Annotated in this window: 18 protein-coding genes; 5 read left to right on the forward strand and 13 right to left on the reverse strand. The window is 62.7% G+C overall.

All coding sequences use genetic code 11. The features are described from left to right. Positions 1-34: 34 nt before the first annotated feature. A complete protein-coding gene (locus ACFQ6Y_RS00710; RefSeq protein WP_378627763.1) occupies positions 35-1150 on the reverse strand; it encodes an agmatine/peptidylarginine deiminase in 1116 nt (371 codons plus the stop codon). A 174-nt stretch (positions 1151-1324) separates the two neighbouring features. On the opposite strand from ACFQ6Y_RS00710, the gene ACFQ6Y_RS00715 reads away from it, so the two are divergent. Next, positions 1325-1639: a hypothetical protein gene (locus ACFQ6Y_RS00715; protein ID WP_378448288.1), complete on the forward strand. Its 315-nt coding sequence runs from the start codon at positions 1325-1327 to the stop codon at positions 1637-1639. A 30-nt stretch (positions 1640-1669) separates the two neighbouring features. On the opposite strand, the gene ACFQ6Y_RS00720 is transcribed toward ACFQ6Y_RS00715, so the two are convergent. Continuing rightward, positions 1670-3256, reverse strand: a complete 1587-nt coding sequence (locus tag ACFQ6Y_RS00720) for a helix-turn-helix domain-containing protein (RefSeq protein ID WP_378627765.1) — start codon at positions 3254-3256, stop codon at positions 1670-1672. A 170-nt stretch (positions 3257-3426) separates the two neighbouring features. Between ACFQ6Y_RS00720 and ACFQ6Y_RS00725 the strand changes: the two genes are divergently transcribed. The 3 genes from ACFQ6Y_RS00725 (at position 3427) to ACFQ6Y_RS00735 (ending at position 6448) form a co-directional block, all read left to right on the forward strand. Then, positions 3427-4257, forward strand: coding sequence for a siderophore-interacting protein (locus ACFQ6Y_RS00725; RefSeq protein WP_378627769.1), 831 nt, complete (start codon positions 3427-3429; stop codon positions 4255-4257). Positions 4258-4331: 74 nt separating this feature from the next. Then, positions 4332-5417, forward strand: coding sequence for an ABC transporter substrate-binding protein (locus tag ACFQ6Y_RS00730; RefSeq protein WP_378627772.1), 1086 nt, complete (start codon positions 4332-4334; stop codon positions 5415-5417). A 770-nt stretch (positions 5418-6187) separates the two neighbouring features. Then, entirely contained in the window at positions 6188-6448 is a 261-nt protein-coding gene (locus tag ACFQ6Y_RS00735; RefSeq protein WP_378627776.1) for a MarR family transcriptional regulator, read from the forward strand. Between the two features lie 97 nt (positions 6449-6545). Here ACFQ6Y_RS00735 and ACFQ6Y_RS00740 read toward each other — a convergent pair whose 3' ends face one another. From ACFQ6Y_RS00740 to ACFQ6Y_RS00785, 10 genes are all read right to left on the reverse strand, one after another. Next, entirely contained in the window at positions 6546-8093 is a 1548-nt protein-coding gene (locus ACFQ6Y_RS00740; protein ID WP_378627778.1) for an ATP-binding cassette domain-containing protein, read from the reverse strand. After that, positions 8093-9724: an ATP-binding cassette domain-containing protein gene (locus ACFQ6Y_RS00745; protein ID WP_378627782.1), complete on the reverse strand. Its 1632-nt coding sequence runs from the start codon at positions 9722-9724 to the stop codon at positions 8093-8095. The genes ACFQ6Y_RS00740 and ACFQ6Y_RS00745 overlap by 1 nt, the downstream gene beginning before the upstream one ends. A 129-nt stretch (positions 9725-9853) precedes the next feature. Further along, the gene (locus tag ACFQ6Y_RS00750) at positions 9854-10747 is read right to left on the reverse strand and encodes a hypothetical protein (RefSeq protein WP_378627786.1); all 894 of its coding nucleotides are present in this window, start codon (positions 10745-10747) and stop codon (positions 9854-9856) included. A 46-nt stretch (positions 10748-10793) separates the two neighbouring features. Next, positions 10794-12566: a sulfite reductase subunit alpha gene (locus ACFQ6Y_RS00755; RefSeq protein WP_378627790.1), complete on the reverse strand. Its 1773-nt coding sequence runs from the start codon at positions 12564-12566 to the stop codon at positions 10794-10796. A 33-nt stretch (positions 12567-12599) separates the two neighbouring features. Continuing rightward, the gene (locus ACFQ6Y_RS00760) at positions 12600-18068 is read right to left on the reverse strand and encodes a glutamate synthase-related protein (protein WP_378627793.1); all 5469 of its coding nucleotides are present in this window, start codon (positions 18066-18068) and stop codon (positions 12600-12602) included. A 182-nt stretch (positions 18069-18250) separates the two neighbouring features. Then, positions 18251-19294, reverse strand: coding sequence for a ParB/Srx family N-terminal domain-containing protein (locus ACFQ6Y_RS00765; RefSeq protein WP_378627796.1), 1044 nt, complete (start codon positions 19292-19294; stop codon positions 18251-18253). Between the two features lie 168 nt (positions 19295-19462). Next, entirely contained in the window at positions 19463-20323 is an 861-nt protein-coding gene (locus ACFQ6Y_RS00770; RefSeq protein WP_378530552.1) for a 3-hydroxyacyl-CoA dehydrogenase, read from the reverse strand. A gap of 18 nt (positions 20324-20341) precedes the next feature. Continuing rightward, positions 20342-20953: a TetR/AcrR family transcriptional regulator gene (locus ACFQ6Y_RS00775; RefSeq protein WP_378627820.1), complete on the reverse strand. Its 612-nt coding sequence runs from the start codon at positions 20951-20953 to the stop codon at positions 20342-20344. Positions 20954-21037: 84 nt separating this feature from the next. Next, positions 21038-21634, reverse strand: coding sequence for a hypothetical protein (locus tag ACFQ6Y_RS00780; RefSeq protein ID WP_378627822.1), 597 nt, complete (start codon positions 21632-21634; stop codon positions 21038-21040). 4 nt (positions 21635-21638) lie between these two features. Then, positions 21639-22097 (reverse strand): hypothetical protein, encoded by a 459-nt coding sequence (locus ACFQ6Y_RS00785; RefSeq protein WP_058038394.1) that lies wholly within the window; start codon positions 22095-22097, stop codon positions 21639-21641. Positions 22098-22198: 101 nt separating this feature from the next. Between ACFQ6Y_RS00785 and pip the strand changes: the two genes are divergently transcribed. Next, positions 22199-23158: a prolyl aminopeptidase gene (pip, locus tag ACFQ6Y_RS00790; protein WP_378627824.1), complete on the forward strand. Its 960-nt coding sequence runs from the start codon at positions 22199-22201 to the stop codon at positions 23156-23158. On the opposite strand, the gene ACFQ6Y_RS00795 is transcribed toward pip, so the two are convergent. Next, on the reverse strand, positions 23146-23748 hold the full coding sequence (locus ACFQ6Y_RS00795; RefSeq protein ID WP_378530560.1) for a TetR/AcrR family transcriptional regulator: 603 nt from the start codon (positions 23746-23748) through the stop codon (positions 23146-23148). The two genes, pip and ACFQ6Y_RS00795, sit on opposite strands and share 13 nt — an antisense overlap. Positions 23749-23796 lie beyond the last annotated feature (48 nt).

Raw genomic sequence — 23796 nt, forward strand, 5'->3', positions numbered from 1 at the left:
GTCCGAATTCTACGAGGGCGGTCGGGACGGGTTTCTAGTCCGCGGGTTCCTGCTGGGTGGTGCAGTGAATGCCGCCACCACCGGCGGCGATGGCGTCGATGTTGATCTGCACGACGCGGCGGTCAGGGAAGAGGCGCTCCAATACACTTCTGGCTGCCTGGTCGGCCTCGGGGTCACCGAACTCGGGTGCGATGACCGCCCCGTTGCACACGTAGAAGTTGATGTATCCGGCTGCGAAATCATCCGATTCGAAGTCGGGCCTGATTGCGACCGGCGCCTCGAGGACAACCACTTCCAGCTTCCGCCCCTGTGCGTCGGTCGCGTTCTGGAGAATCTCGAGGTGACGTGCGGTCACGTCGTGGTCGAACGACTCCGGGTCTGTGTCGAGGCCTGCGACCACGACACCTGGGCTTGCGAAACGGGCATAGAAGTCCGTGTGGCCGTCCGTGATGTCCTTGCCGGCGATTCCCGGTAGCCAGATGATCTTGTCGAGACCGAGCAGAGGGCCGAGTTCGGCTTCGACGTCCGACTTCGACCATCCCGGGTTGCGGTTGTTGTTGAGTACACAGCTTTCGGTGATGATGGCTGTGCCTTCGCCGTCGACCTCGATGCCGCCGCCTTCGAGGATTAGGTCGGTAGGCAATGATTCGACTCCCGCACGGGCGGCAACGAAGGCTGCGACCTGGCCGTCCTGATCAAAATCCTGCTTTTCGCCCCAGCCGTTGAAGTTGAAATCGATACCCGCTTTGGTCCCGTTGCCTTTCACGAATACGGGGCCGGTGTCGCGCATCCAGAGATCGTCGAGAGGCGCGGTGATCAGTTCGACGGATGGGCCGACGAGGGTGCGAGCCAAGTCCAGTTCCTCGGAACGAACAAGCATCGAGACGGGCTCGAACTGCGCGATAGTCTGCGCGATCGTCGCGAGGTTGCGCTGGACCTCGGGCAACAGAGCCGCTCCCCAGATCGCTTCACTGGCGCCGAATGCCATCCAGGTGCGCTTGTGCGGATCCCCCTCTTCCGGCATCACCCACTCGCGAAGATCGTTGCTGCCATCGCTCCCGCTCGATGCGGAATCGGAATCGCTGCAAGCTGCCAAAAAGAGGCCACTGAGCGCAGCTGCGCCTGCCTGAATGAACCGACGTCTTTGCATTGCGGTGACTCCTTCTGCTCTTCGCGTGCTCGCTTGGTCTTCGAGGAATCTGTTCATCGCGCGCGAGCGGGGCAACATCCAGCTACTGTTCGATCGCGCCAGATTTCACCGGCGCCGACTTACTTGCACAGAGACTAGCTCCTGACTGAAAATTTAGTCAAGAAAGTAGTGATCATGAACGACGACATTCGGGATACCCGTCAGCCGATGGTGACTTCGCTCGGCATCATCTTGGGGTTCTTGCTGAACTTTTTGGCTCAGTGGGCAATTCGCGACGACGGCAAAGCGCCGGTGGAAACCACGACGGACTGGGTCATCGTGGTCACACTGTTCACAGCCGTCGCTCTGATGCTCGTAGTTCTCTTCCGGACTCTGAGTAGTTCGTACGAAGTGGAGCAGGCTCGCGAGAGGTACCGCGGCATTCTGCGTCTCTACTTGTTTGCCATCTCGCTGGTTTTTGCCGGAATGGCTGCCGCATTGTTCGTGTAGTGGGGCCTGTCGGAATTACTCCGACGAAGGTCACGAGTCGATGAGTCCTTCGGTCGCGCCTCGCCACCCACGGCGCTGGTAGTCCCGCGGCGACATACCGTGGGTAGCGACGAAGACCTTGGTGAAGCCGGAGGCGTGCGCGTAGCCGAGCCGGCGGGCAGTCTCTCCGGCCGAAAGGCCCTCCTCGAGATGGGCGCGGGCAAGGGTCATGCGCAACTGAGCACGCCAGTGCGGGTAGCTCTGGCCGGTGGCCGCTACGAAGCGTTTGTGGAGCATGTTCTTGTCGACGCCGAGTCGAGCGCTCCACTCCGACAGCGTGCGCGAATCTTTGGGGTCCGCTCGGAGCGCGGCCAGCATCCGCTCGACGGGATCGGTCTGACGGCCGGCGGGTGGACGCACCGCCGCGACACTTCGGACCTGCCTCGCGATCTGCGCCGGATCGTGGATCTCGGGGCGTAGGTGGGTGTAATTCGCGACCACCGTGTGCAACAGATACGCCTCCGCTTCGCGAGCGAAGTGCAGCACTCGCGGCGGCGGTGCGGTGACGGGAGAGGCGCCTGGCTGGGATCCGAGCGGAAGTAACAGTGAACCCTCCCCGATCTCGACGCTGTTGCGTACTCCCGCGGGAAGCCACATCGCGTCGCCCCGCCGCAGGTTCCAGGTTCGGTCGCCGAAAGTGACCCGGGCGGAACCTCGGTAGATCCAGATGACGACGTGAAAGTCGTTGACCCTTGCCCACGTTCCGGTTGCGGGGATCGTCGGGGGTGCCGGTGCAGAGTCCGACTGGGCGCCTTCCTCCGACAACAGTGCGACGCCCTGTGCCAGAGTCTCGTTCTCCTGGATCGGCGTCGGGCGACGGTGGGCCCGCGCGTAGTCGCTGGGTGTCATGCCAGTGTGTTCACGGAAAGCTCGGGTGAAGCCCGCGGGCGTCGCGAATCCCACCTGCGTACCCGTCCAACCGATTTCGCGTCCGGCGTCCAGGTAAACGGTCGCCGCCGCGATCCGTGCTGTGGTGCGCCAGCGCACGAAAGGCAACCCCGTTTCCTCGGTGAACCTGCGCTGCAGAGTGCGGACCCCGATCTTGAGTCGCCGGGCGAACTGGGCAAGGTCGGTGTCGTCGGCAGGCGTTCGTAGAAGCGTGCGAGCGATCTCGAGGGCCTCGGCCGAGCGTGGCAACTTCGGTGGGGCGTACGACACCGAAGCGTCGGCGTCGTGGGAATGGGCTCCCGCGACAAGCTCGAGTAGTCCGGCTCCCACAGCCGTCCCACCGCGCAGAAATCCCAAGTTGTGCGCGAACTGGTGGACGAGCCAGTCCTGCCAGGCTGCCGGGATCTCGAAGTCGATGATCCGGTTCAACGTGGGCGGCAGGTCGGCAGCGGGCATCGGAATGGGAAACGCGACCGCTCCCGGGTCGACCTGGATGCTGTATGCGATTCCCGCCGGTACCCACACTGCCCCCCCCACGGTCAGGCTGCGGACGCGGTCGCCGATCCGTAGTTCCGCGCGTCCGGTGCGGACCCAGAACAGCAGCGGTTCACGTTCATTCGCGATCGAGGCGAGTCGAGCAGCGGGGATCTCGGGTACTTCGCCCGCGGAGAACACCAACCGTGGTCCCACGATGCCCTCCTGATGTAGATGCCTTCTCGCGTAGGCGGCCGATGAGTGGAAGAAGTCGGCACGCACGGATAACCGTAGCCGATTAGGGCAGGCTAGCTTTATTTATTGGCCCTCCCGCCGTGATCGAACGTGGGCCGAACCCCCGTTTGTGCGCTTCCGAGGAGTCTTCCGTGCCCCGAAACACCCGTCCGACAACGGCGTATCCCGTTACCTTGCGCGAACTCGAGGTACGTCGCGTGACAGACGTGACGCCGGGAATGCGGAGAGTGACGCTCACCGGAGCGCAGCTCGACTCCTTCACCAACGCGGACGGTCACGTCGAGCCTGCCTTCGCCAGCACAGGCTTCGACGACGACATCCGATTGTTGTTCACCTACCCTGGCGAAACCGATCCGGTCCTGCCGGTGATAGTCGACGGCAGTGTGACCTTCGCTGCGGGACGCCGTCCACTCGCCCGCGCGTACACCGTGCGGCGCTACGACCCGCGAACAAGGGAACTCGACGTCGATTTTGTCGTTCACGGCGGTGGAGTGGCTACCACCTGGGCGCGCGACGCCAGCCCGGGTGGCCGGATACATATCGCGGGTCCCTCGGTATCACAAGGACTTCCGCATGATTACGAGCATCTGTTGGTCGTCGGTGACGAGACGGCGCTGCCTGCGATCGCATGTCTGCTCGAGGAATTTCCCGCCGACGCCAGGGGGCAGGTGTTCGTCGAAATTGCGGACCCGGCTCACATTCAATCGGTGCGCGAGTTGCCCGGGGTGAGCATCACGTGGTTGCCACGCGAGGAGGCCGAGCCCGGCACTACTTCTTTGTTGCTCGATGCGGTCCGTGCTGCCGAATGGTCTGACGGACGCGTATTCGCTTGGCTTGCCGGAGAACAGGCGACGGTTCGATCGCTCCGTCGATACCTCATCCGTGATCGGGGGATCGCGAAGACCGACATCGACTTCACCGGCTATTGGAAGCGCGGGGACACCGTGCGCGCAGATTCCTGACCTGGATCCATCACTCGGTAACACCCAAGGCGCTCAATAACACCGAAAGTGTTCGATAACACCGAAAGGCAGAAATGACAGTCCTGCGCACCAGACGATCACGGATCACCGGACTGATCGGGGCCGCGCTCGCCGCAGCGCTCCTCGTAACCGGGTGCTCGGCCTCGGCCGAAGACTCGAAAACGGCATCCTCTCCCGGTTCGGAAGGGAGTGCCCTTCCTGCGGCGGAAGGAACAACCACCTACCCGCTCACCTTGGAATCGCCCTACGGTACAAGCATTCTCGAGAAGCGGCCGGAGCGGATCGCCGCCATCGTGCCCAACGCCGTCGACACGGAAATGCTCCTCGCCCTCGGCGTCAAACCCGTCCTCTCTTCGTCGATGGTCAAGGAGTCGGCTTCCAAGTCGTACTTGGTGCCTTACGGCGCAGAGGAACTCGACACCTTCGAGTTCGCGATGGGCGGCACACTTCCCGTCGAAGCGATCGCCGCGAGCGAACCTGACCTCATCGTCGCCGTCGGCTGGGCCGACGGCCTGGGCGGTTTGTCGATGGGCGATTACTACGAACGTTTGTCCTCCATCGCACCGGTGGTGACGAGCCCCGACACGAAGTCACGGATGCTGGTTCCGTGGAAGGAGTCGATCCGCGTACTAGGCGAGACACTCGACCTCTCGAAGGCTGCCGAAAAGATCGTGACCGACCACGATCAGTATTTTGCGAAGGTGCGTCAGGAGAACCCAAAACTTACGGGCCTCAACGCAACGTGGGCGATCTTCTACGGCACTGGCAATGGGCTGCAATATCTTTCAGCTCCTGGTTCAGCTCCGGCAGTCTTCTTGGGTGAGCTCGGTTTCGCCGAGAACCCGCGCGCAAGAGAGTTCGTCACCCAGAGCACTGTCGGCGAGGAACTTCTCGAAAACATCGATGCGGACTTCCTGCTGATCGGCCGCAGTGCCGCCGGCAGCGAGGAAGATTTCAACAAGCTGACCGGCGGGAAGCTGTTCCAAGCACTTGGAGCGGTGTCCTCCGGGCACTGGGTTGGCCTGCCTCCTCGCACCGCCGACGGCGGGGATGTTCTATGGGCAATCACGAGCGGTGGCCCGATCGGAACGATGTGGGCGGCTGAACATATCGTGCCGCTCATCAACGAGAAGCTTTAGGACGCAGAACTTTCATACTCGGAACGAACAGCCGCCGCCACACGATTGTGTGACGGCGGTTGTTCGTTCGCAGTATTCGTCCGATGAGGTTCTGCCGTCGGGAAGGTGATCCCGATGTTTATCTCACGACCGATTGCCGAGCGGACAGCGCAACGTCAGGCCGACCACCAGTTTTCCGGCCGAGGTCGATCTCTCCAACTTTCACCATGGGAGGATCACCGCACCCGCACCTGATTAGTTCGCGACACCTACACCGCGGTTGATCACCACGTACAGCGGCGGGCATAGCACCGTCGCGTGCTGGCCGCTCTTTGCAGCCTTTGATCCGCCATGCACCGTCGCGGTCCAGTTTGGCCATGTCGTCATTTTGCAGTTCGCCCACGCCCAATAGCGGCCGGATCCGCCGGAGCAATACGCTGTGGAGTAGACGTTGCCGCCGCCCGTGGTGCATCCAGTCGGTGCTGCACTTGCAGTGGACGCGGACACCGGGAGGATGACCGCTAAGCTCGCAGTAATAACCAGGACGGCCCTCGAGATTCGAGTTTTCATTTCGCTCCGTTCATTGAATGGTCGACATCATTGTTCCGTTCAATAGGGGCGATGTATGTCGTCTGAACGCATGACCGCTCCAGTAGCAGGTCTGTCCCGAAGCCTTTGTCCGACAAAGAAATGATCGGTGGAACAGTTGCTTCAGCTAGGCACGCATCACAAGCGAAGAAGGGACATTCCCCGCCGATTCGAGGCAACTCCGAATCCGCCCCGGACCGTCGATGTGTGAGTATGCGATCTTGACCGAAGTCGCCTCGAGCACGGCGATGTCTCAGGTAGAACTGTCTCGCCGGACGCGACGCGATCCCACTCGGCTTGGGCGGCATCTGGACGAGTTGGTTTCGCGGGGACTGGTCAGTCGGGAACGGTCACGAGATCAACGGCAGCGCACTGTCGGGATTACTTTCGACGGGCAATCCTGCTTGATGCGGTCCGAGGCAGAATCAAGGAAGCAGAGGACGGGTTACTCCACGCAACCCTGACGGAGAGCGAATCCAGGGTTCTCCGCCAGTTACTCGCTCGGCTCGCAACTGCCTGTGAATGATTCGAGATGTACACCCGGTCGCGGGGCAACCAATGTCAGAGGGTGATCGTGCGGGTGGGCTCCCAGATGGCAGGGTCGCGGTGGGTGACGACGAAGACGGTTGCCGCCAATTCCCGCACGGCGTAGGCGATGCGGCGTTCGGTGCCCTCGTCGAGAGCCGAGGTCGCCTCGTCGAGCACCAGGACGGGAGCGTCTTTGAGGAAGGCGCGAGCGATCGCCACCCGCTGACGTTCGCCACCGGAGAGAGCGGCACCCTGGTGCCCGATGTCCTGATGGATTCCTAGCGTCGAGCGATCGAGAACGGCACCGAGGGCAGCGCGCCTGGCGGCGTCCTCGATCTCGGTTTCGGAAGCGCCCGGTCTTCCGAGTCCGATGTTCTCACCGAGAGTGCCCGAGAACACGAGTGGATCCTGGGGGACGTAGCCGATGTGCGCCGCCAGGTCGTCGTAGGGCAAGTCGCGCAATGAAACTCCGCCGAGAGTGACGCTGCCTTGGTCCGGGTCGTCGAAGCGCATGAGTAGCCCGAGAAGTGTGCTCTTGCCCGTACCGGAGCGCCCTGCGACGAGAACACGCTCACCAGCGGGGATCTCCGCGTTGATACCATGCAGAACCGGAGCGTGGTCCACCACGACGACCTTGATGTCCGTTCCAACAGGGCGCGCGGCGTCCTGGGGTGCGGGCTCAGGCAGTGCGGGAGCCGAAGTCGCGGCGCGGTAGTCGCGAACCGTTGCGCGCAGTTCGTTGACTCCGATTCCGGCCAGGGCGAGTTCGTCGAGCGGCGCAGCGGCGCGAGCGGTGAGGATGACGAGGGCGAGAGCGGCTGCGGGATCGTCGAATCCGGTGGCGTCGAGGAAAATCACTGCGCCTGCCAGCGGCACAATGGTGGCGATCGCCGAGATGAATGTCGCTGGTGCCGCGGCGAGATTTGTCCGTGCGAGCGCAGCTTCCTGATCCCGCCAGCTTCGCTCGATGCGATCGACTGCACGCGTGGGACCGGCTGCCGTACGCAGTAATTCGAGATGGTCGGTGAGCTCGAGTGTCGACTGCGTTGCTGCGAGTTCGGCTTCGTGTCGGCGCTCGTCCGCTCGGCTGAGCGCGCGTTGGGCCAGCGTCTGAGCGGCGAGCGACACGGCGAGCAGTCCGCCGACGAGCAGCATGACGCCGGGTCCCGCAACGACCGCGATTCCGGGAAGCAGGAGCAGCGGGATCAGTGGTGCAACGAGGAAGGTCTGAAGTTGGTGCGCGGGAACGCTCATCAGTGACGGGATTCCGCGGCCGGCGACGGTGGCGAGCAGTGCCCGGTTGTCGTCGGTGAACCAGGACAGCTTCGCGCGGGCGAACGCGCCACCAAGAGTGTCGTAGAGATCGCCGACGAGTCGGGCGCCGGTGAAGTATCCGGCTCGCGAGACGAGCACGGTCACGAAGAGCGCGATCGCCGCCGTGGACAGGACGAGAACCGGCGACCGGTGATCGGCGATCGAGAGCGCGAGGGTGGTGTACGCGATCGCTTCGAGGACGGCAACGGACACCCAGCCGAATCCGATGGTGATCAAGCGTCGGCGGGCCGCATTGGCGCTGTTCATTATTCGGCTCCAGTCAGGGCTGCATTGTGCGAGGTGGCATCGTGCACATTTCGACCGCCGAGGTCGAGTCGATCGTCGGCATCATCTGCGAGAGCGGGGTCGTGGGTGACGATCACAATCGTTTTTCCTTCGTCATGTGCGAGGTGTCGCAATTCCTTCAGCAGTTCGGCGGCCGTGCGATCGTCAAGTGCACTGGTCGGCTCGTCGAGCAGCAGTACTGCTGCGGGCGAGAGGAATACACGAGCAAGCCCGACGCGCTGGCGTTCTCCTCCCGAGAGTGATGTGGCGTCGGCATCGAGGCTGACGTCGATCTGTGCCCGGCGTAGTGCAGCGGTGTATTCCGCGTCCGTTGCATCGGGTGCGGCCAATGCGATGTTCTCGCGCACCGTGGCAGGCAACACGTCTGCGCCCTGGGGTGTGAGCAGAATGGACTGTGGCCGCAGGTTCTCGTCGATCGCGGTGATGCAACGACCTGCGTAGCGGACGGTACCCAGTTCCGGGACTTCGAAGCCGGCCAATGCTTTCAGGAGCGTCGTCTTGCCCGCTCCACTCGGTCCCGTGATCGCAGTGATCGTGGCCGGGCGGAATGCATGCGTGACGTCGTCGATGACTCTGCGGTCCGCGATCGTGACAGTCAGGTTGACGATCTCCAGTCGATCGGAGGGACTCGAGGCCGGAACGGTTGGCGCTTCACCGGCAGGGAGGGTGGGTTCGTCCAGGGCTGCTGCGAGCCGGACTGCAGCAGAGCGTCCCGCCGTGACGTAGTCGAGGCCGTGCCCGAGCCGCAGGGCCGGTGTCACGATTGCGAGGCTGAAGAGGATGGTTGCGGCTAACGTCGGTGCATCCCAGCGAAATCCGACGGCATAGGCGATCGCGAACGTCGCCGTCGCCTGCATGAGGGAAACTGCGACGGCCGCGGGGGTAGCCACGAGTCGAACGCGCTCCTGCATTCCGCGAGTGAACCGTGCCGTCGATGCTGCATAGTCGGCGGCAGCGCCGGTCTGCGCGCCGTAGATCCGGCAGACGCGGATGCCGCGAGCATAGTCATCCACGGAGGTCACGATGTCGCCCATGACATCCGCGCTTTCAGCGCTGTGGCGCGCGGCCATTCGGGGGATCACGATCAGGTAGAACAGCGCGGCCACGATGCCGGGGACCAGAGCGAAAAGCGCCACGGGGCCGGCTGAGATGACCAGCACCGTGATCGTGACCGCGGGGACCACGATCAGCGTCGCGAACTCGGCCGGTAGGTGCGCAGTCATATGGTGCAGCGCCGAGATATCTTCCGAGACGAGCCTTCTCAGTGCGTCGCCGCTGTAGCGGGACAGCGTACTTGCCGGCAGGCGAACGAGGTGGGCTGCGAGCTGGCGTCGGAGCCTGGCCTCGAAGAGCGACTCGGCGTGGTGCGAGAGCCACGACGACGTGGCCGCGAGAGTTACGCCGACGAACCAGAGCGCACATGCCCATCCAGCCCAGCTCATCGACGGTTCACCGATGAGCTGCACGACGCACCAGAGCGCACCGAGCATCGCGATTCCCGACGCCGCCGCCGAGACCACCCCGGCTGCCAATGCAGGCAGCGCCGGGCGCAAGGCCGGGACCAGCGACGGTTCGACGAGAGGGCGGGGCATGGATAACTCCTTGAATCAGCGTCAGGATGCAGGCACGACAAGTGACCGAAACCCAAGGCTAGGCTTCGGCCATCCTGTTTGGTTATCGCGGTACGCCGATTTCTTACACTCGATCAGCAGCTGTCGGTGTCAGGACGCGGCCGAAATCGAACTCATGACGTCTTCCCACACACCCATGACCGCGGATTCGGTTGGGCCAGTCTGAGTGAACACGGCTACGCACTTGCGGCGGAAGTCGTACACCTCGATCGAACTGGTCAGTCCGTGAACGCCGTGGGCACGGGTCAGCCAGCACTCCGAGACGCCGTTCAGATCGATCATCGTCCGGCAGGTGTCCGACGCCAAAGTCAACGTCCCCCCGAACATCGCTGCGGCGTCGAGATCGCCACGGTGGATCTGCAGGCAACCGTTGCCTGCGACGACGGTCGTGACGGGCAGTTGGTGGTAGGACAGGTGCTCCACCCCGGCAGCCATGAGGTGTGGATCGATTCGCCGGTAACCGAGGGCGCCCAGAGCGACCAATCCGCTGCGGCGTTCGCTGCCGCCGTCCACGAGGATGAAGTCGAGCTGTGTCAGTTGATCGGCTTCGGCCCAGAAAGCGGGTGTATTCACTGACTGGACGGGAGGGCTTGTCTCCCTTGCAGTCTCCGGTGCGGCTCGCATCGCCTCGAAGGCGAGACGATCTGACGTCGGGGTCAAATAGGTGGTGTGTGAACTGGATCCGTGGGTATCGAACATCCGAAGTGTTGGCGGGAGGTACTGCTCTGCGTCAGTGGTCACCACCGAACCGAGGGCGGAAGTGTTCAAACGCAGAGAGACAAGTCCGGGCGTGCAGACCAGTGGATCACCGGGAAACGTGGGAACGGCGTACTTGCCCGAGTTGTTGACAGCCGCTGGCCCCGCAACGGTGATGGCGACGACGTCTCCCAAGAGTGGCAGCATTTCGCCGACTACCGCGGGTGCAGTGTCGATCAGGCCACCGCGGAATCCTGGGCGCGCAAGCAGCACGTCCAGGTCCGACATGCGCGCTAAAGCTGCGCAACGACATTCGCCACGGTGCGGGCACATCTCAGTAGACATCCCGTAGATACCGCTTCGATCGTTTGAGGTTGTTGACGTAGTCCTCAGCGGCATCCGCATCCAATCCGCCGTGCTCCGCGATCACCTCGTGCAACGCGTCGTCGACGTCCTTCGCCATCCGCGTGGCGTCGCCGCACACGTACACGTGCGCGCCCTTTTCGAGCCAGGCGAACAACTCCCGGCCCTGCTCGCGCATGCGGGTCTGGACATAGATCTTCTCGGATTGATCGCGCGAGAAGGCCAGATCGAGACGCGTCAGGACGCCGTCACGGGTCAGCCCGGTCAACTCGTCCTCGTAGATGAAGTCGCTCGACTGATGCTGATCACCGAAGAAGAGCCAATTCTGCCCCGACGCTTTGCGTGCGCGACGCTCGTGCAGGAAAGCACGGAAGGGAGCGATTCCGGTTCCCGGGCCGATCATCACGACGGGAGCAGTATCATCCGCGGGTAGGCGGAACGAATTATTCTTGGAGACAAAAACTCCGACCCGATCGCCCTCGGAGACACGATCTGCCAAATAGGTCGAGCAGACGCCACCGCGATCCCGCTCGCCGGAGCGGTAGCGCACACTCGCTACCGTCAGATGCACGGTGCCGTCGTGGGCCAGCGGACTGGACGAGATCGAGTAGACCCGATGCTGAAGCGGACGCAGGAGAGCAAGAAACTCTTCGGGATTCATCCGAACGCTGCTGCCCAACCGCAGGAGATCGAGAACGTCCTTGCCCCACAGCCACGCGTCGAGCGCTTCCCGATCTTCGGTGTCGAGAATGTGTTGCAGTTCGGCGTCTCCGCTGCGTCGGGCGATGTCGTCGATCAAATCGCGCGAGGGAATCGAGATCTCGTAATCGCTGGTCAACGCCTGGTCCAACGCTGCGGAAGAGCCGTCTTTCGCGGTGACGACGTAGTCACTGCTGACCCCGAGCTGATGGATGATCGCCTCGACGAGAGCGGGGTCGTTGATCGGGCGGATGCCCAATCCATCTCCGGCCTCGTAATCCAGACCGTCCTCGCCGAGTGCAAAGGTGACGTGGCGGACTTCCTTGGCGGAGTCCCCGCCGGACAACAGTCGGTTGTCGAGGACTGTTGCAGGATACGGGTTCTTGCGTGTCCATTGGGACTTGGTCTTCGTCGGAGCAGGCGCAACCGGCGAGACAGCCGCCCCCGCATCACCGTCGACGCCAGCCACCGCAGCGACTGCACGAACGATCCACTCGGCAGCGGCATCCTCGTAGTCGACGTCGCAATCGGTGCGGTCGACAACCCTGGTCCCGCCGAGCGCTTCGAAGCGGGCGTCGATGTTCTTGCCCGACTGGCAGTAGCCGTCGTAGCTGGTGTCACCGAGCGCGAGCACGCCGAAGTAGAGACCGTCCAATCTGGGTGCACTCTCGGATTCGACTACTTCCCAGAACAGTTGCGCGTTGTCAGGCATTTCGCCCTCGCCGTACGTCGAGGTGATCACCAGTACCCGGCGCATCGCCGAGAGGTCGCCTATGTCCACGGTATCGAGGCCGGCGACGAGCGGTTCCAAACCGTGGGCACGGGCAGAAGCGGCCACGTCCTCGGCGACGGACTCCGCATTACCGGTCTGGCTTCCGAAGAGGATGTGCACGGCTGCGCCGGCAGTTCTCTCCACTGTTGCTGTTGCAGTACTGGTTTGACCGGGCATGACGGTTCGTGAGTGTAGGCCGGCCAGGAATCCGGAAAGCCACGCGCGCTGGTCGCCGGTGAAGGGTGCGTATTCGGGGATGTACGGGATTTCCATGATGTGAAGCTCACCTACGTTCGGGGGAGGAGGTCAGGAGACCAGGTCGGGGATCGCACGCGAGGCGAACAACTCGTCGAAGTTCGGCAGCGATCCGAGCTTGTCCCGGTTCTTGTTGTCTTGAAACAGAATCCACCCGTACGTCGCTGGGCTGTCCATCGCCAGCACGTTGCGCAGACTCAACGCCTGCTTGTAGTCGTCGACCCGCTTGGCTGCAATCAGCGCTGCCAATTGTTCGTCGTCGTAGCCGGCCAGAATCTCTTTCGAGTACTTGACCAGGTGCTGGACGAGTGCAAAGTCCTCGGTCAGCACCAGGTTGCGGGCAGCTTTCTGCAGCGTCGGATCGTCGGGTCCGGACGCACCCGGCGTGCGGGCGGCGGCGAGTTGTTGCGCAAAGTGAAGCACGGTGTACTCACTGAGCAACGCATACATCGTCGCAGTATCGGTCTCGCCGTAGCCGGGGACCGCACCGCCCAGCGCAGGGCGCCCGTCGCGCACAGCGAGTTTGAACGTGCGAACCTGACGTGCTGCGATGGCTGACGCCAATTCTTCGAGAAGTTCCTTGTGCGTTTTGGCAGCCAGGATGGCGTCGCTGTCCTGGTAGAGCATCAGCGCCTTGGGCATCGCGTAGACAAACGAGTGCTGTTCGACTTCCCAGTTCTCGAGCAGCCGGGTTCCGAGCGCGGATCCCGTTGCCTCCACATGCAGTTCGAGCAAGAGTTGCACTGCGTGGTTGTGGACGGCGGCAAGAGGGTCGGTCGCAGCGGTGATCGAACCCAGTAGCACGGAATCGGTACTTGCTCGCAGTGCCAGTTCGCCGCGAGGGTCGTACTGATAGAAGAACCCGCCACTCATGCCGTTGCCGACGCCTTTGCCGAACTCGCCGAGATTCACGACAGCACCGTTTGTCATGTATTCGCCGGCGAAGTCGCCGACACCTTCGACGACAGCACTGGCGCCAGAATTGCGGACCGCAAAGCGATCGCCTGCTTCACCTTCGACGAACACTCGTCCACCGGTGGCGCCGAAGAGCGCGAAGTTGCCGATCAACACGTTGCCGCCGGCGTCACTGGAGCCGCCGCCTGGGCTGCGCACGGCAATCACTCCGCCGCTCATGCTCTTTCCCACACCGTCGTTGCACGTCCCGGTGTGCTCCAGGTGCATGCCGTCATTGCAGAATGCGCCGAACGAGAGGCCAGCAGATCCAGTCGTCAGGACGCGCACGCTGCCTGGAGCCAGATACCGTCGCCCGCGGTCGTCGGTCAGTACTCCCGGAGCGAGAAGTCCGGCCGCTCCGTAGTTGAGTTCACGTTCGAGGTCGACCGCCAATTGCCCGCCGACACTCTTGTTCCGGTTACCCAGGTGCAGTGCACCTTCGGCGAATACGGTTCCGGACACGGTGACCGAGGCCTCGCCGCGGTCGAAGAGCACCGCGCGAACCTCGCCCATGATCTTCTCGTCTAGCGCGTACTCACGCTCGAGGTACACGGGATTGGCGATAGTGATGTCCGGCGCCGACGCGAACATCGCGTCCAGGTTCAGATTTCCGACGATGGACGGGTGATCGATCAGATGCAGGAGATCGGTTCGGCCTCGCGCTTCTTGAAGAGATCGCATTCCCAGATTTGCCAACAGTTCCCGAGTTTCGTGAGCGATATTGAGAAGGTACTGCGCCATGGCGCGGGGATCGCCGTCGAACAGTTCCGGGTTGGTGGTCAGACCTGCGGGGCACTTGACGTTGCAGTTCTTGGCCATGACGCAGCCCATCATCATCAGCGCCGACGTACCGAACTCGAAGCTGTCCGCGCCGAGCAGCGCCGAGGTGATGATGTCGCTACCGGTCTGATGCGCGCCCGAGCATCGTAGAACCACCTTCTGCCGAAGACCGTTGGCACACAGAGCCTGATGGACCTCGGCGATACCGACCTCGGCCGCACGGCCCGCGTACTTGAGGCTGGTCACCGACGCGGCGCCGGTGCCGCCGGTGTTTCCGGCGACATTGATGACGTCAGCGCCGGCCTTGGCGACGCCGACGGCGATGGTGCCGATTCCTTCCGACGACACCAACTTCACGATCACTCGGATCCGCGCTGCTTTGCAGTCGTGGATGAGCTGAGCGAGGTCCTCGATGGAGTACGTGTCATGGTGCGGCGGTGGAGAAACCAGTTCGACGCCGGGCGTTCCGCCGCGGGCCGCTGCGATGTCGACGGTGACCTTGGCGGCTGGAAGCTGCCCGCCCTCACCGGGTTTTGCGCCCTGGCCGAGTTTGATCTCGATCTCTTCGAGCATGGGGTCGGCGAGGTATCCCGCCCAGATTCCGAAGCGGCCCGATGCAAACTGCTTGATACGCGAAGCTCGAATTGTGTTGTAACGAGACAGGTGTTCACCACCCTCGCCGCTGTTGGACATCGCGCCGACCATGTTCGTGCCATGTGCGACGGCTTCGTGTGCCGGAGCATTGAGAGCGCCGTGACTCATGGCTCCCGAGGCCAACTTCGGGGTGATGGCGCTGGCGCTCTGTACTTCGGAGAGAGGCACGCCTGCCGGTGCGACCCTCAGCTTGGACAGGAACTCTGCCGCAACACCGGTTGCCTTCAGCACCAGATCCGGCGCGGTGGCTTCGATGGTGACGTAGTCGGCAAAGGCGGCGGAGAGAGCATCGCCGAGTGCTACCACCCGAGCGGCGTCGTCGGCCAGGGGACCGTCCAGGCCAAGCGTGTACCGGTCGTCTGCGTCGGATTCGCACTGGATTCCGCGCATCACGATCGTTGTGTTGCCGCGCACCGAGAATCGACTGATCTGGTCGGTGAACTCGGCTGTCGTCACCGCAAACGTGACATCACCGGGCACGGAGATGACATCGCGCAACGCGGCGGGACGACGCGATCGTTCCGCAGCCATCACAGTGGAAAAGTCCCGGTACCCGGCGGTGATGTCGAAGTCGTCGATCTGCTCGGTGGTCAGCCGGTCGAAGCTCGTCGCCCGGTATGCCCCGGCGTCGAGGCGGAAGGCGTCGTCGAGCCGTCCGAGGGGAAGGAGACGCAGAGCCTCGAATTGTTCTGTTCCCGAGGGGCTGTCGAACGCGATCTTCTCCTCGGTGAGCTCGACGTACTTGCGGACCGCGGTGGTACCGAACGAATGCCCTGCGCCGTCTGCACGCTCCTTGAACAGGCCGAGCAGTGGTAGGTCCTTCTCACCCCCGACTTCGCTCGCACGCTCGTGCCACTGCTTCGAGGTCACCGCAACCGTCTCGAATCCGACGCCGCCTACCGGTGACTTCATGTTGGGGAACCACTGGCGCAGAACAGGGTCGGACGTATCGAGGAAGTTGGGTTCGAAGAATTCGCCGCCGATGTAGCTCTCGACGGTGCACAGGCCGACGCGTCCCATCGTCTTCATGAGGGATTTTTCGGCAGCTTTCGCGAATCGCCGGAACGCGGCATCCGGGTCAGCGGCGAACTTCTCCTCAGCCCGTAACTGAACGGACAGCGGGTAGACGGCCGAAGCGCCGAAACCGAGTGCAGCCGCAACGTGGTGTGAGGACTCGATCTGGCCGCTCTCCACGATGAGAGAGACGCGCAATCGCAGGCCCGCGTCGATGAGGCGTTGGTTCAATGCTGCGACGACCATGATCGCGGGAAGTGTTGCGCGCTCGTGAGATACGTGGCGGTCGGTCAGGACTGCGATTCCGCCCTGTTCGGCCGCGAAGGCTACAACAGCGTCGCCGAGCGCGGTCATCGCGCTGACCATTGCCTGCGCGTCACCCTCGGCGGGGTAGAGCATTTCGAAGCGGCGGTGCGGAGTGTGGTTCTGTTCGCGGATCTTGAGCATGTCCAGGTGCCCGAGGATCGGTGACGAGATGACGATCTGCTTGGCTTGTCCGGCCGTCATCTTCGCACCCAATGCAACCCGGAGAGTCATACCGTCCGCCTCACGGATGCTGTCCAGCGGAGGGTTGGTGACCTGGGCGAATCGTTGCGAGAAGTACCGTGCCACACCGCCTTCACGGTCGCTGAACGCGTTGATGGCGTTGCCGTACCCCATGGCCGATACCTTCTCGGCTCCGTGCGTGAGCATCGGATCCATCAGGAATTTGAAACTCTCCTGATCCAGGGAGTACGCCATGTAGCGCTGATGAACCTCGAAAGTGCCGTTGTAGCGCGTCGGAGAGCTCACCTTCTCCGCAGGTACGGCGGGAATGTCTTCGATCAGGATTCGCGAGTGCGCGAGCAACGACTGGTAGTCACGCTGCGCGGCAATCTTCTCCAGAGCTTCACGTGCGGTGTAGGTATGGCGATCTCGATGATCGAAGTAGAGCATTCCGCCGGCTTCGACGCGGCCACGGTGGATCACCGTCTCGGGTGGGAATGCGATCTGACCGGCTTCGGAGAATGCGCATACGTAGTCGTGTGTCTCGATCGTGCGCAGTGGACGCAGACCGAGGCGATCCAGGCGCGCACCGATGATGGTGCCGTCGCCGAACACCAGCGCTGCCGGTCCGTCGTTCTTCTCCTCGTACAGCGAGAAGTACTCGAACATCGACCGCACTGCGGGGGAGAGGGTGGTGTCGTTCTCCCAGGCCGGCGGCATCATCGAGACCACAGCCGTCACCAGGTCGACGCTGTCCTCGATGACGCGAGCTTCCAGAGTCTGATCGAGTCTGCAACTGTCGGACTGGCCGGGCGGACGGACGATCGCCCGTCGTTTTGCGCTGGCGACTGCAGCTTCGGAGAGCCGATTCTTCTTGTCGGTGTTCAGTTCTCCGTTGTGAGCCATGAAGCGGAACGGCTGCGCCATCGTAGGATGCGGGTCCGTGTTGGTCGAAAATCGCGTGTGGAAGTACATCGTGTGCACCGCGTGATCGGGGTCTACCAGGTCGCGGAAGTACGGGATCACTTCGTCGGAGTTCAAGCGGCCCTTGAGAACCTGAGTTCTCGCGCTGAGTGACAGCGGGTACAACCCGCGCAGTGCAGGCGTGTTGTACGCGATGGCTTCGATGGCGAGCAGAGCTTCGTGCACGAGGCGATCGACGACCGCAGGTTCGGGACGCGGAGTGGGGACCTCGAAGATCCACTGCCTGATCGGAAGCTGATGTGTGATCGCGGCCGACCGAATCGCCGAGTTGTCGACCGGAACGTCGCGCACTGCGAGAGTGGTGAATCCTCGGTCGAGTAGTTCGCGTTCCACCAGAGCGGCTGCGCGAGCATGCTGAGCGTCGTCGTCGGGAAGGAAGAAGTTGCCGACGCAGAAGCGTCCGGCACGTAGGTCGGAGCGCCCGGTGACCTTGCGGAAGAACCGGAGGGAGAGGTCCACCGAGACCCCGCCGCCGTCGCCGACGCCCTCGGAGGACATACCGCCGCGGTGAGGAACCGAGCAGAGAGCTTCGCTGCCCTTGATCAGGACATCGTGGGTCTGCACGCCGTCCTTGCGCGTGATGAACCCGACCCCGCAACTGCTCTTGTCATCTGCGGGGTCGTACAAACCGACGATGGACGTGCTCACTGCAGCAACCTTCTCCCTGTCCTGGTTGCCCGGAGATTGTTCGACCGGGCAGATACGACGGCATGTATTCCGTCAGGGCAGGGCGTCGCTGCTTCGATGAAGCGGCACCCGAATGGGATCAGACTACTGAGTAGAGGCTTACCTTAGTCAAGTCTGTTGGGTGTGACTTGGATCCGAGCAGGTCAGAGGGTTGCTTTGTAGGCAAGTGCGTAAGCGATCTTGCCCGGCTTGTCGTCGGTGTACGGCTTCGACAGCTTTGCGAACTCTCCCTTGGACTCGGCTTTGCCGTCGTTCCAGGCCGACAGGACGCCAAGATCGGTGGCCGTGAATCCGCTGTCGACGACGGCATCGCCCGTCAACGCAGTCTGTGCTTTGGTCACCGACTTCACGGTGCTCAGGTAGCTGGAGAGATCGTCGCGATTCCAGTTGGTGAGGTCGACGGGCGCGGTGTCGCGGACCCACGCACCCCAGTAGAACTCCTGGAAGGGGATCGAGCCTGCGGCAAATCCGATGTCGCGGGAGAAGTACATCAAGCTGCGGTACTTGTCGTCGGCGAAGTTCGCCAGGCCGACGCTCTTCGGCAGGGACTGGACCGGCACCTGGTTTCCGTCGACGTCACGCGACCAGACCCACTTGTTCTTCTCCATCTCGGTCCAGAAGGCACCTTCACTCAGGCCGCTGAGGTTGCCGAGAACTCGAAGTCGCACGTGAAGGTCGGGACCCCCGTCTGCCGTCTCGATGAAGGACGTGAGGGTGTGGTGCCCGTCGGTCAGGTAGAGATCGCCGCGGGGGCCGACGACCACGGTCTTCATGGGTGCGATGCTCTCGGCGGTTTCCTGACCGACCGGGAGCTGGCAGGTGAAGGACGACGGGTCCTTCAGCGTCGACGCCGCAGTGGCGGTCGCGGCCTGGATCTGGCCGTTCGCCTCACACCAGTCGTCGAACTTCTTGTTGATCGTGTCTTTTCCGAGCGTGTATCGCCCGAGCTTGTAGTACACCTCGTCGTAGCCGAGGGAAGGTTGCGTCGCGTGAACGTCGCCGATGCGCACGTCCAGGAGATCACCTTCCTTGGCGCACAGGTACTCCGAGCCACCGGCGGAACCTGAGAACCAACCGGTGGAGATGCCGCCACACGCGAGGGGAGCGGCGACGGCGGGTGTGCCGGCCAGTGTTCCGGCACCGAGCAGTGCCAGTGTTGTGAGTGCCGAGATGACGGAACGACGCATGTGGGGATCTCTCCTGAGAATGGGTTCGCACGTGAAGAAGCTTGCGTCACAATCGCTCAGGGTGGTTTCGGACTCACTGACAACAGACGTCCGCGCGGTGGCTACCACGTGAATTCACGTCGTAGCCACCGCGCGGTGAGCCGGTAAGTCGGTCAGCCCTGCAGTCGGTCAGCCCTTGTAGTTGTAGAAGCCCTCGCCGACAGCAACGCCGAGCTTGCCTTCGTCGATGTAGTTCTTCTTGATGTAGTCGGCGAATTCGCGCTGCTTCTCGCCGCCCTGGGAGGAGATGTTGTAGACGGTGGTCAACCCGACGACATCCATGATCTGGAAGGGGCCGAACGGGGCTCCGGTGCCGATGCGCCAAGTCTTGTCGACCATGTCGGGATCAGCGATGCCGTCGATCAGCAAGTCGGAGGCCGCGTTGAGGAGCGGGACCAGGAGCGAGTTGAGTACGTAGCCCGCCTTCTCCTTCTTGAGTTCGATCGGCACCATGCCGATGTTCTTCGCGAACTCGACGACCTCGCGGTACACGGCGGGGTCGGTGGACTCGGTGCCCATGACCTCGGCAGTGTTGTTGACCCACACGTGATTTGCGAAGTGCAGTGCGAGGAACTTCTCGGGGCGGCCGGTGAACTCCTTGAGGTCGCTCGGCAGAAGCGTCGAGGAGTTCGTTGCGAACACGGTGTGCTCAGGGGCTACTGTGGCGAGCTTCTCGTAGGTGTCGCGCTTGATGGCGATGTCCTCGGGAATTGCCTCGATGATCAGATCGGCCTTGGCGACGGCTTCGGCGAGATCGTACGAGTACGTAATCCGTTGCAGCGCTTCGTCGGCCTTGCCGTCCTTGGCGCCCTCGACGTTCTCGGCCTTGTAGGCCGCGGCCAACGAATCGAACCGAGTCTTGGCCTTCTCGATGACCTCCGCATTGATGTCGTACGCGACGACGTCGAAGCCGTGGTAGGCGGTCTGATAGGCGATCTGCGAGCCGAGAACTCCGGTACCCAGAACGGTGATCTGCTTCAGTTCAGTCATTTTCGATCCTCAATCCTTTTAGGTGGGTAGTCCGGCAAGGGTCAATCGGACCTGTGCGGCAACGATGTTCGTGAGCTCGTCTGCCGTGATCCGGTCCAATGCCGCGCGGGCTATTTCGAAGTGCAGCACGTTGGAAATCGTTCGCGCTGCAGTGGTGGTTCGGGTGGGGTGGTGGGGGTGACCCTCGTGCAGGATTTGTGCAATCCGCGTTTGCAGGCGTTGCGAGAGTTCGAGGCCTTCGGCCCGGAAACATTCGCTGGGCTCGCCGAACAGCACTTCGCGTTGGTAGATGCCGGTGTTCTCGTCGTTTCGGCGACTTGCGATCAGCAGGGGTGAAACAAGCTCGAGCACACGGTCTTCTGTGCCCGTCGACTTGGCCTCACGCTCTTCTCCCAGTTCGATCTGCTTGCGGTACTCCGCGTTGTACACCATGAGAAGTAACTCGGCTTTGCTTGCGGCGTAACGAAAGAGTGTGCCGCCGGCTACATCGGCGCGGTCGGCGATTTCTTGAGTTGTGACCGCGCTGTAGCCCTTTTCCGCGAACAGTTCGGCCGCGGCGTCGAAGATGCGTGTCTGCTTCTCGAGCTTGTTGCGTTCGCGACGGCCCAACTCCTGGTCCGGCTTCGTCATCCCGCTCACCTCGCTTCATTTCGGATCACGCTCATAAATGAGTCTACTCCGAAATGTGGGTGGGGTGGAGTCTCCTCCGTCACATCACCGCAGTCCGCTGACCCAACCGGCGAACACGTCGGAGAAGACGTCCGCTTCGCACGCATGCGCCGATTGGGGGTAGGCGCACTCCGGGTATCCGGCGACGACGGTGGCAAGTTCGACGTTGCAACACTGTGTCAAGAGGCCACGCAGGAGATCTGCAGCCGACCAACCGGCAACGGATACCGCAGGGATCCCCTCTTCCTCGTAGACCTTCACCAGATCGGCGTGTCTCCAGGACAATTCCTCGGCTACCAGTGCATCAGGGTTGAAAGACATGGCGCGGTCGAGTGATCCGCGCAAAAGTGAGTGTGGATCGTCCTCGCCGCGAAGCCTGGTCGCGAGATCGGCCGGCGCCTTCTGCATGACGAACATCCAGGGTTTGCCGTCGGGAAAGACTCCGCCGAAGCCTGCCACGTTGAACGGTAGGTGGCTACTGAGAAAATCGGTCTCCACGTCGACGTGCTGATCGTCGCCCAGATGAATGAAGTGACCGGACGCAATCTCCTCGCCCATTGCCGGCTCGGCCCATGTGTTGTTCCACAGATCGGTCATCCGACTGCCTTCGGGAAAATCGAGTACCTCGAAGAGAAAACCCATGTCTCTACAACTCCCCGTCGAAGTGGGTGGTTACTCCACCGGTCAATCGAGAAACCGTCTGCGCCGAGGTCGCGAGGACGACTCGGCTTGTCTCGAAAGTCATCTCGTCGCGTTCGGTGTCCTCCGATTCGGGATCCTCGGCCAGTGAGAAGTCGAGTTCCACCTCTCGATCAGTGCTGGAACAGACCGAGATCATCAGCCCGAGTCGTTCGTCGGTGAACGACGGGAGCGAATTCTCGGGATGGAAGTCTGCGGCCGCGTGAAAGAAGAACGCCGCCAGTCGTTCGACAAACCCCTCGTCCGTGTGCCGGCTGAGGTACTGATTGAACCGATCGGGGCTGAGCAGTCCGACGTCGAAAACAAGTGTGGGCACGTCGGATTCGAAGACAGTGGCGGGAACCGCATGACTGCGAAGGAAGACCGCGGCGCCGCCGTACCCCGGCAACCTGAACCCGTCACGCATCTGGTGTACTCCCGTCGCAGAGGTGTCCTGTCCACGCTAGGCCATTGCCCGGCTGCGTGCTGCCTACTCGAGTAGGGGGCTTGATGGAAGAATCACCGCCTATGAGTGCTGTCCTGTACCCGCCTGTCGAACCGTACGAGTCCGGTCTGTTGGAAGTGGCGGATGGTCAGAGCCTCTACTGGGAGACCGTCGGGAATCCGACGGGTATTCCTGTTCTCTATCTCCACGGCGGTCCAGGTTCGGGATGCACCGTCGGTGCCAGGCGCTTCTTCGATCCCGAAGCCTTTCGCGCAGTTCTGTTTGATCAGCGGGGCTGTGGGCGCAGTCATCCGCTTGCGAGCAGTCCGGACGTCGATCTGACCGTGAACACCACGGCGCACATCCTCGACGATATCGAGCGTCTTCGTGAGCATCTCGGTATCGAGCGATGGATCGTCACGGGACTTTCCTGGGGCGTCAGTTTGGGACTGGTGTACGCCCAGGCGTTTCCCGAGCGGGTGATCGCGATGGCCTTGGGCGCGATCACCGGCGGGACGAGGGTCGAAATCGAGTGGATCACCCGCGCTATGGGCAGAGTGTTTCCGCGCGAGTGGGAAGAGTTCGTCGCGCCGCTGCCGGTGGACGAGCGTGACGGAAACCTTCCCGCTGCATACGCGCGACTGCTCGCCGATCCGGATCCTGTTGTGCGGGAGAATGCTGCGTTGCAGTGGTGCCGTTGGGAAGACGTGCACGTGTCGCTGATGCCGGGGTGGACTCCGAGTGTTCGATACCAGAATCCGGACTTCCGCCGCGTGATGACCAGGCTGGTCACGCATTACTGGGGTAACGACTGCTTCCTGGCGCCGAATCAGATATTGGACGGAATGGACCGTCTCGCTGAGATTCCCGCGATTCTCGTGCACGGACGGTATGACGTTTCCGGGCCACTGGACACTGCCTGGGCGATCCACCAGCGGTGGCCGGGTAGTCAGTTGGTGGTGATCGACGACGCCGGGCATGGCGGTGGCGGATTCAACGAGGCAATCGTGGAAGCTCTGAATACACTGGCTCATTCGGTCTGATCGAGTGCCCCGGCGCGGGCCGCGGCGAGCGCGCCGGCAGCAGCACGATCGGCAACCGACTGGTCGACGGGTAGATCGGCGACCAGCAGGCGATAGTAGATGGGGGCGGCGACGGCCGCCAGAAGATCAGCAGCTGAGACCTTCTCGGAGATCTCCCCGCGTTCGACCGCCCTGCGGACTACGATGTCTGCCAGTTCGTAACGTGCGGAATAGAACTCGCGCTTGAGTGTCGCCACCTCGGGCGTGCGGACGGCGTCCGAGAACAGTGCAGCCACCAATGCGCCGCCCGACTCGCTGGTCACCAGTGCGACTATCGATCTGGCCATCGCGCGTAGGTCGGATTCGATGGAACCGGTATCCGGGATGGGAACGGTGGTTGCCGACACCTCGACGGCAGTGTCGGCCACCAATTGGGCGAGCGTGCTCCACCGCCGGTAGATCGTGGTCTTGTGGACTCCGGAACGGGTGGCTATGTCCTCGATGGTCATCGCAGCGAATCCGCGTTCGGACAATTCGGCCGCGGTGGCTGCCAGGACGGCCTCGCGCACCCTGGCGCTACGCCCTCCGGGCCGCTGTGGTGTCGAGGTCATGGGCCAACCTTATCGCAACAAGGCGTTGTGTTAGTTCCAGTCACGTGG

Origin of the sequence: Rhodococcus sp. NPDC056516, assembly GCF_042794655.1 — a bacterium.
In the GTDB taxonomy this organism is placed as follows: domain Bacteria; phylum Actinomycetota; class Actinomycetes; order Mycobacteriales; family Mycobacteriaceae; genus Rhodococcus_F.

Excerpts from the sequence above, each read along its gene's own strand:
- ACFQ6Y_RS00745 (WP_378627782.1), bottom strand. The coding sequence starts at position 9,724 with ATGCCCCGCCCTCTCGTCGAACCGTCGCTGGTCCCGGCCTTGCGCCCG.
- ACFQ6Y_RS00795 (WP_378530560.1), bottom strand. The coding sequence starts at position 23,748 with ATGACCTCGACACCACAGCGGCCCGGAGGGCGTAGCGCCAGGGTGCGC.
- ACFQ6Y_RS00750 (WP_378627786.1), bottom strand. The coding sequence starts at position 10,747 with ATGTCGGACCTGGACGTGCTGCTTGCGCGCCCAGGATTCCGCGGTGGC.
- ACFQ6Y_RS00710 (WP_378627763.1), bottom strand. The coding sequence starts at position 1,150 with ATGCAAAGACGTCGGTTCATTCAGGCAGGCGCAGCTGCGCTCAGTGGC.
- ACFQ6Y_RS00765 (WP_378627796.1), bottom strand. The coding sequence starts at position 19,294 with ATGCGTCGTTCCGTCATCTCGGCACTCACAACACTGGCACTGCTCGGT.
- ACFQ6Y_RS00730 (WP_378627772.1), top strand. The coding sequence starts at position 4,332 with ATGACAGTCCTGCGCACCAGACGATCACGGATCACCGGACTGATCGGG.
- ACFQ6Y_RS00775 (WP_378627820.1), bottom strand. The coding sequence starts at position 20,953 with ATGACGAAGCCGGACCAGGAGTTGGGCCGTCGCGAACGCAACAAGCTC.
- ACFQ6Y_RS00770 (WP_378530552.1), bottom strand. The coding sequence starts at position 20,323 with ATGACTGAACTGAAGCAGATCACCGTTCTGGGTACCGGAGTTCTCGGC.
- ACFQ6Y_RS00735 (WP_378627776.1), top strand. The coding sequence starts at position 6,188 with ATGTGTGAGTATGCGATCTTGACCGAAGTCGCCTCGAGCACGGCGATG.
- ACFQ6Y_RS00780 (WP_378627822.1), bottom strand. The coding sequence starts at position 21,634 with ATGGGTTTTCTCTTCGAGGTACTCGATTTTCCCGAAGGCAGTCGGATG.
- ACFQ6Y_RS00755 (WP_378627790.1), bottom strand. The coding sequence starts at position 12,566 with ATGGAAATCCCGTACATCCCCGAATACGCACCCTTCACCGGCGACCAG.
- pip (WP_378627824.1), top strand. The coding sequence starts at position 22,199 with ATGAGTGCTGTCCTGTACCCGCCTGTCGAACCGTACGAGTCCGGTCTG.
- ACFQ6Y_RS00785 (WP_058038394.1), bottom strand. The coding sequence starts at position 22,097 with ATGCGTGACGGGTTCAGGTTGCCGGGGTACGGCGGCGCCGCGGTCTTC.
- ACFQ6Y_RS00740 (WP_378627778.1), bottom strand. The coding sequence starts at position 8,093 with ATGAACAGCGCCAATGCGGCCCGCCGACGCTTGATCACCATCGGATTC.
- ACFQ6Y_RS00715 (WP_378448288.1), top strand. The coding sequence starts at position 1,325 with ATGAACGACGACATTCGGGATACCCGTCAGCCGATGGTGACTTCGCTC.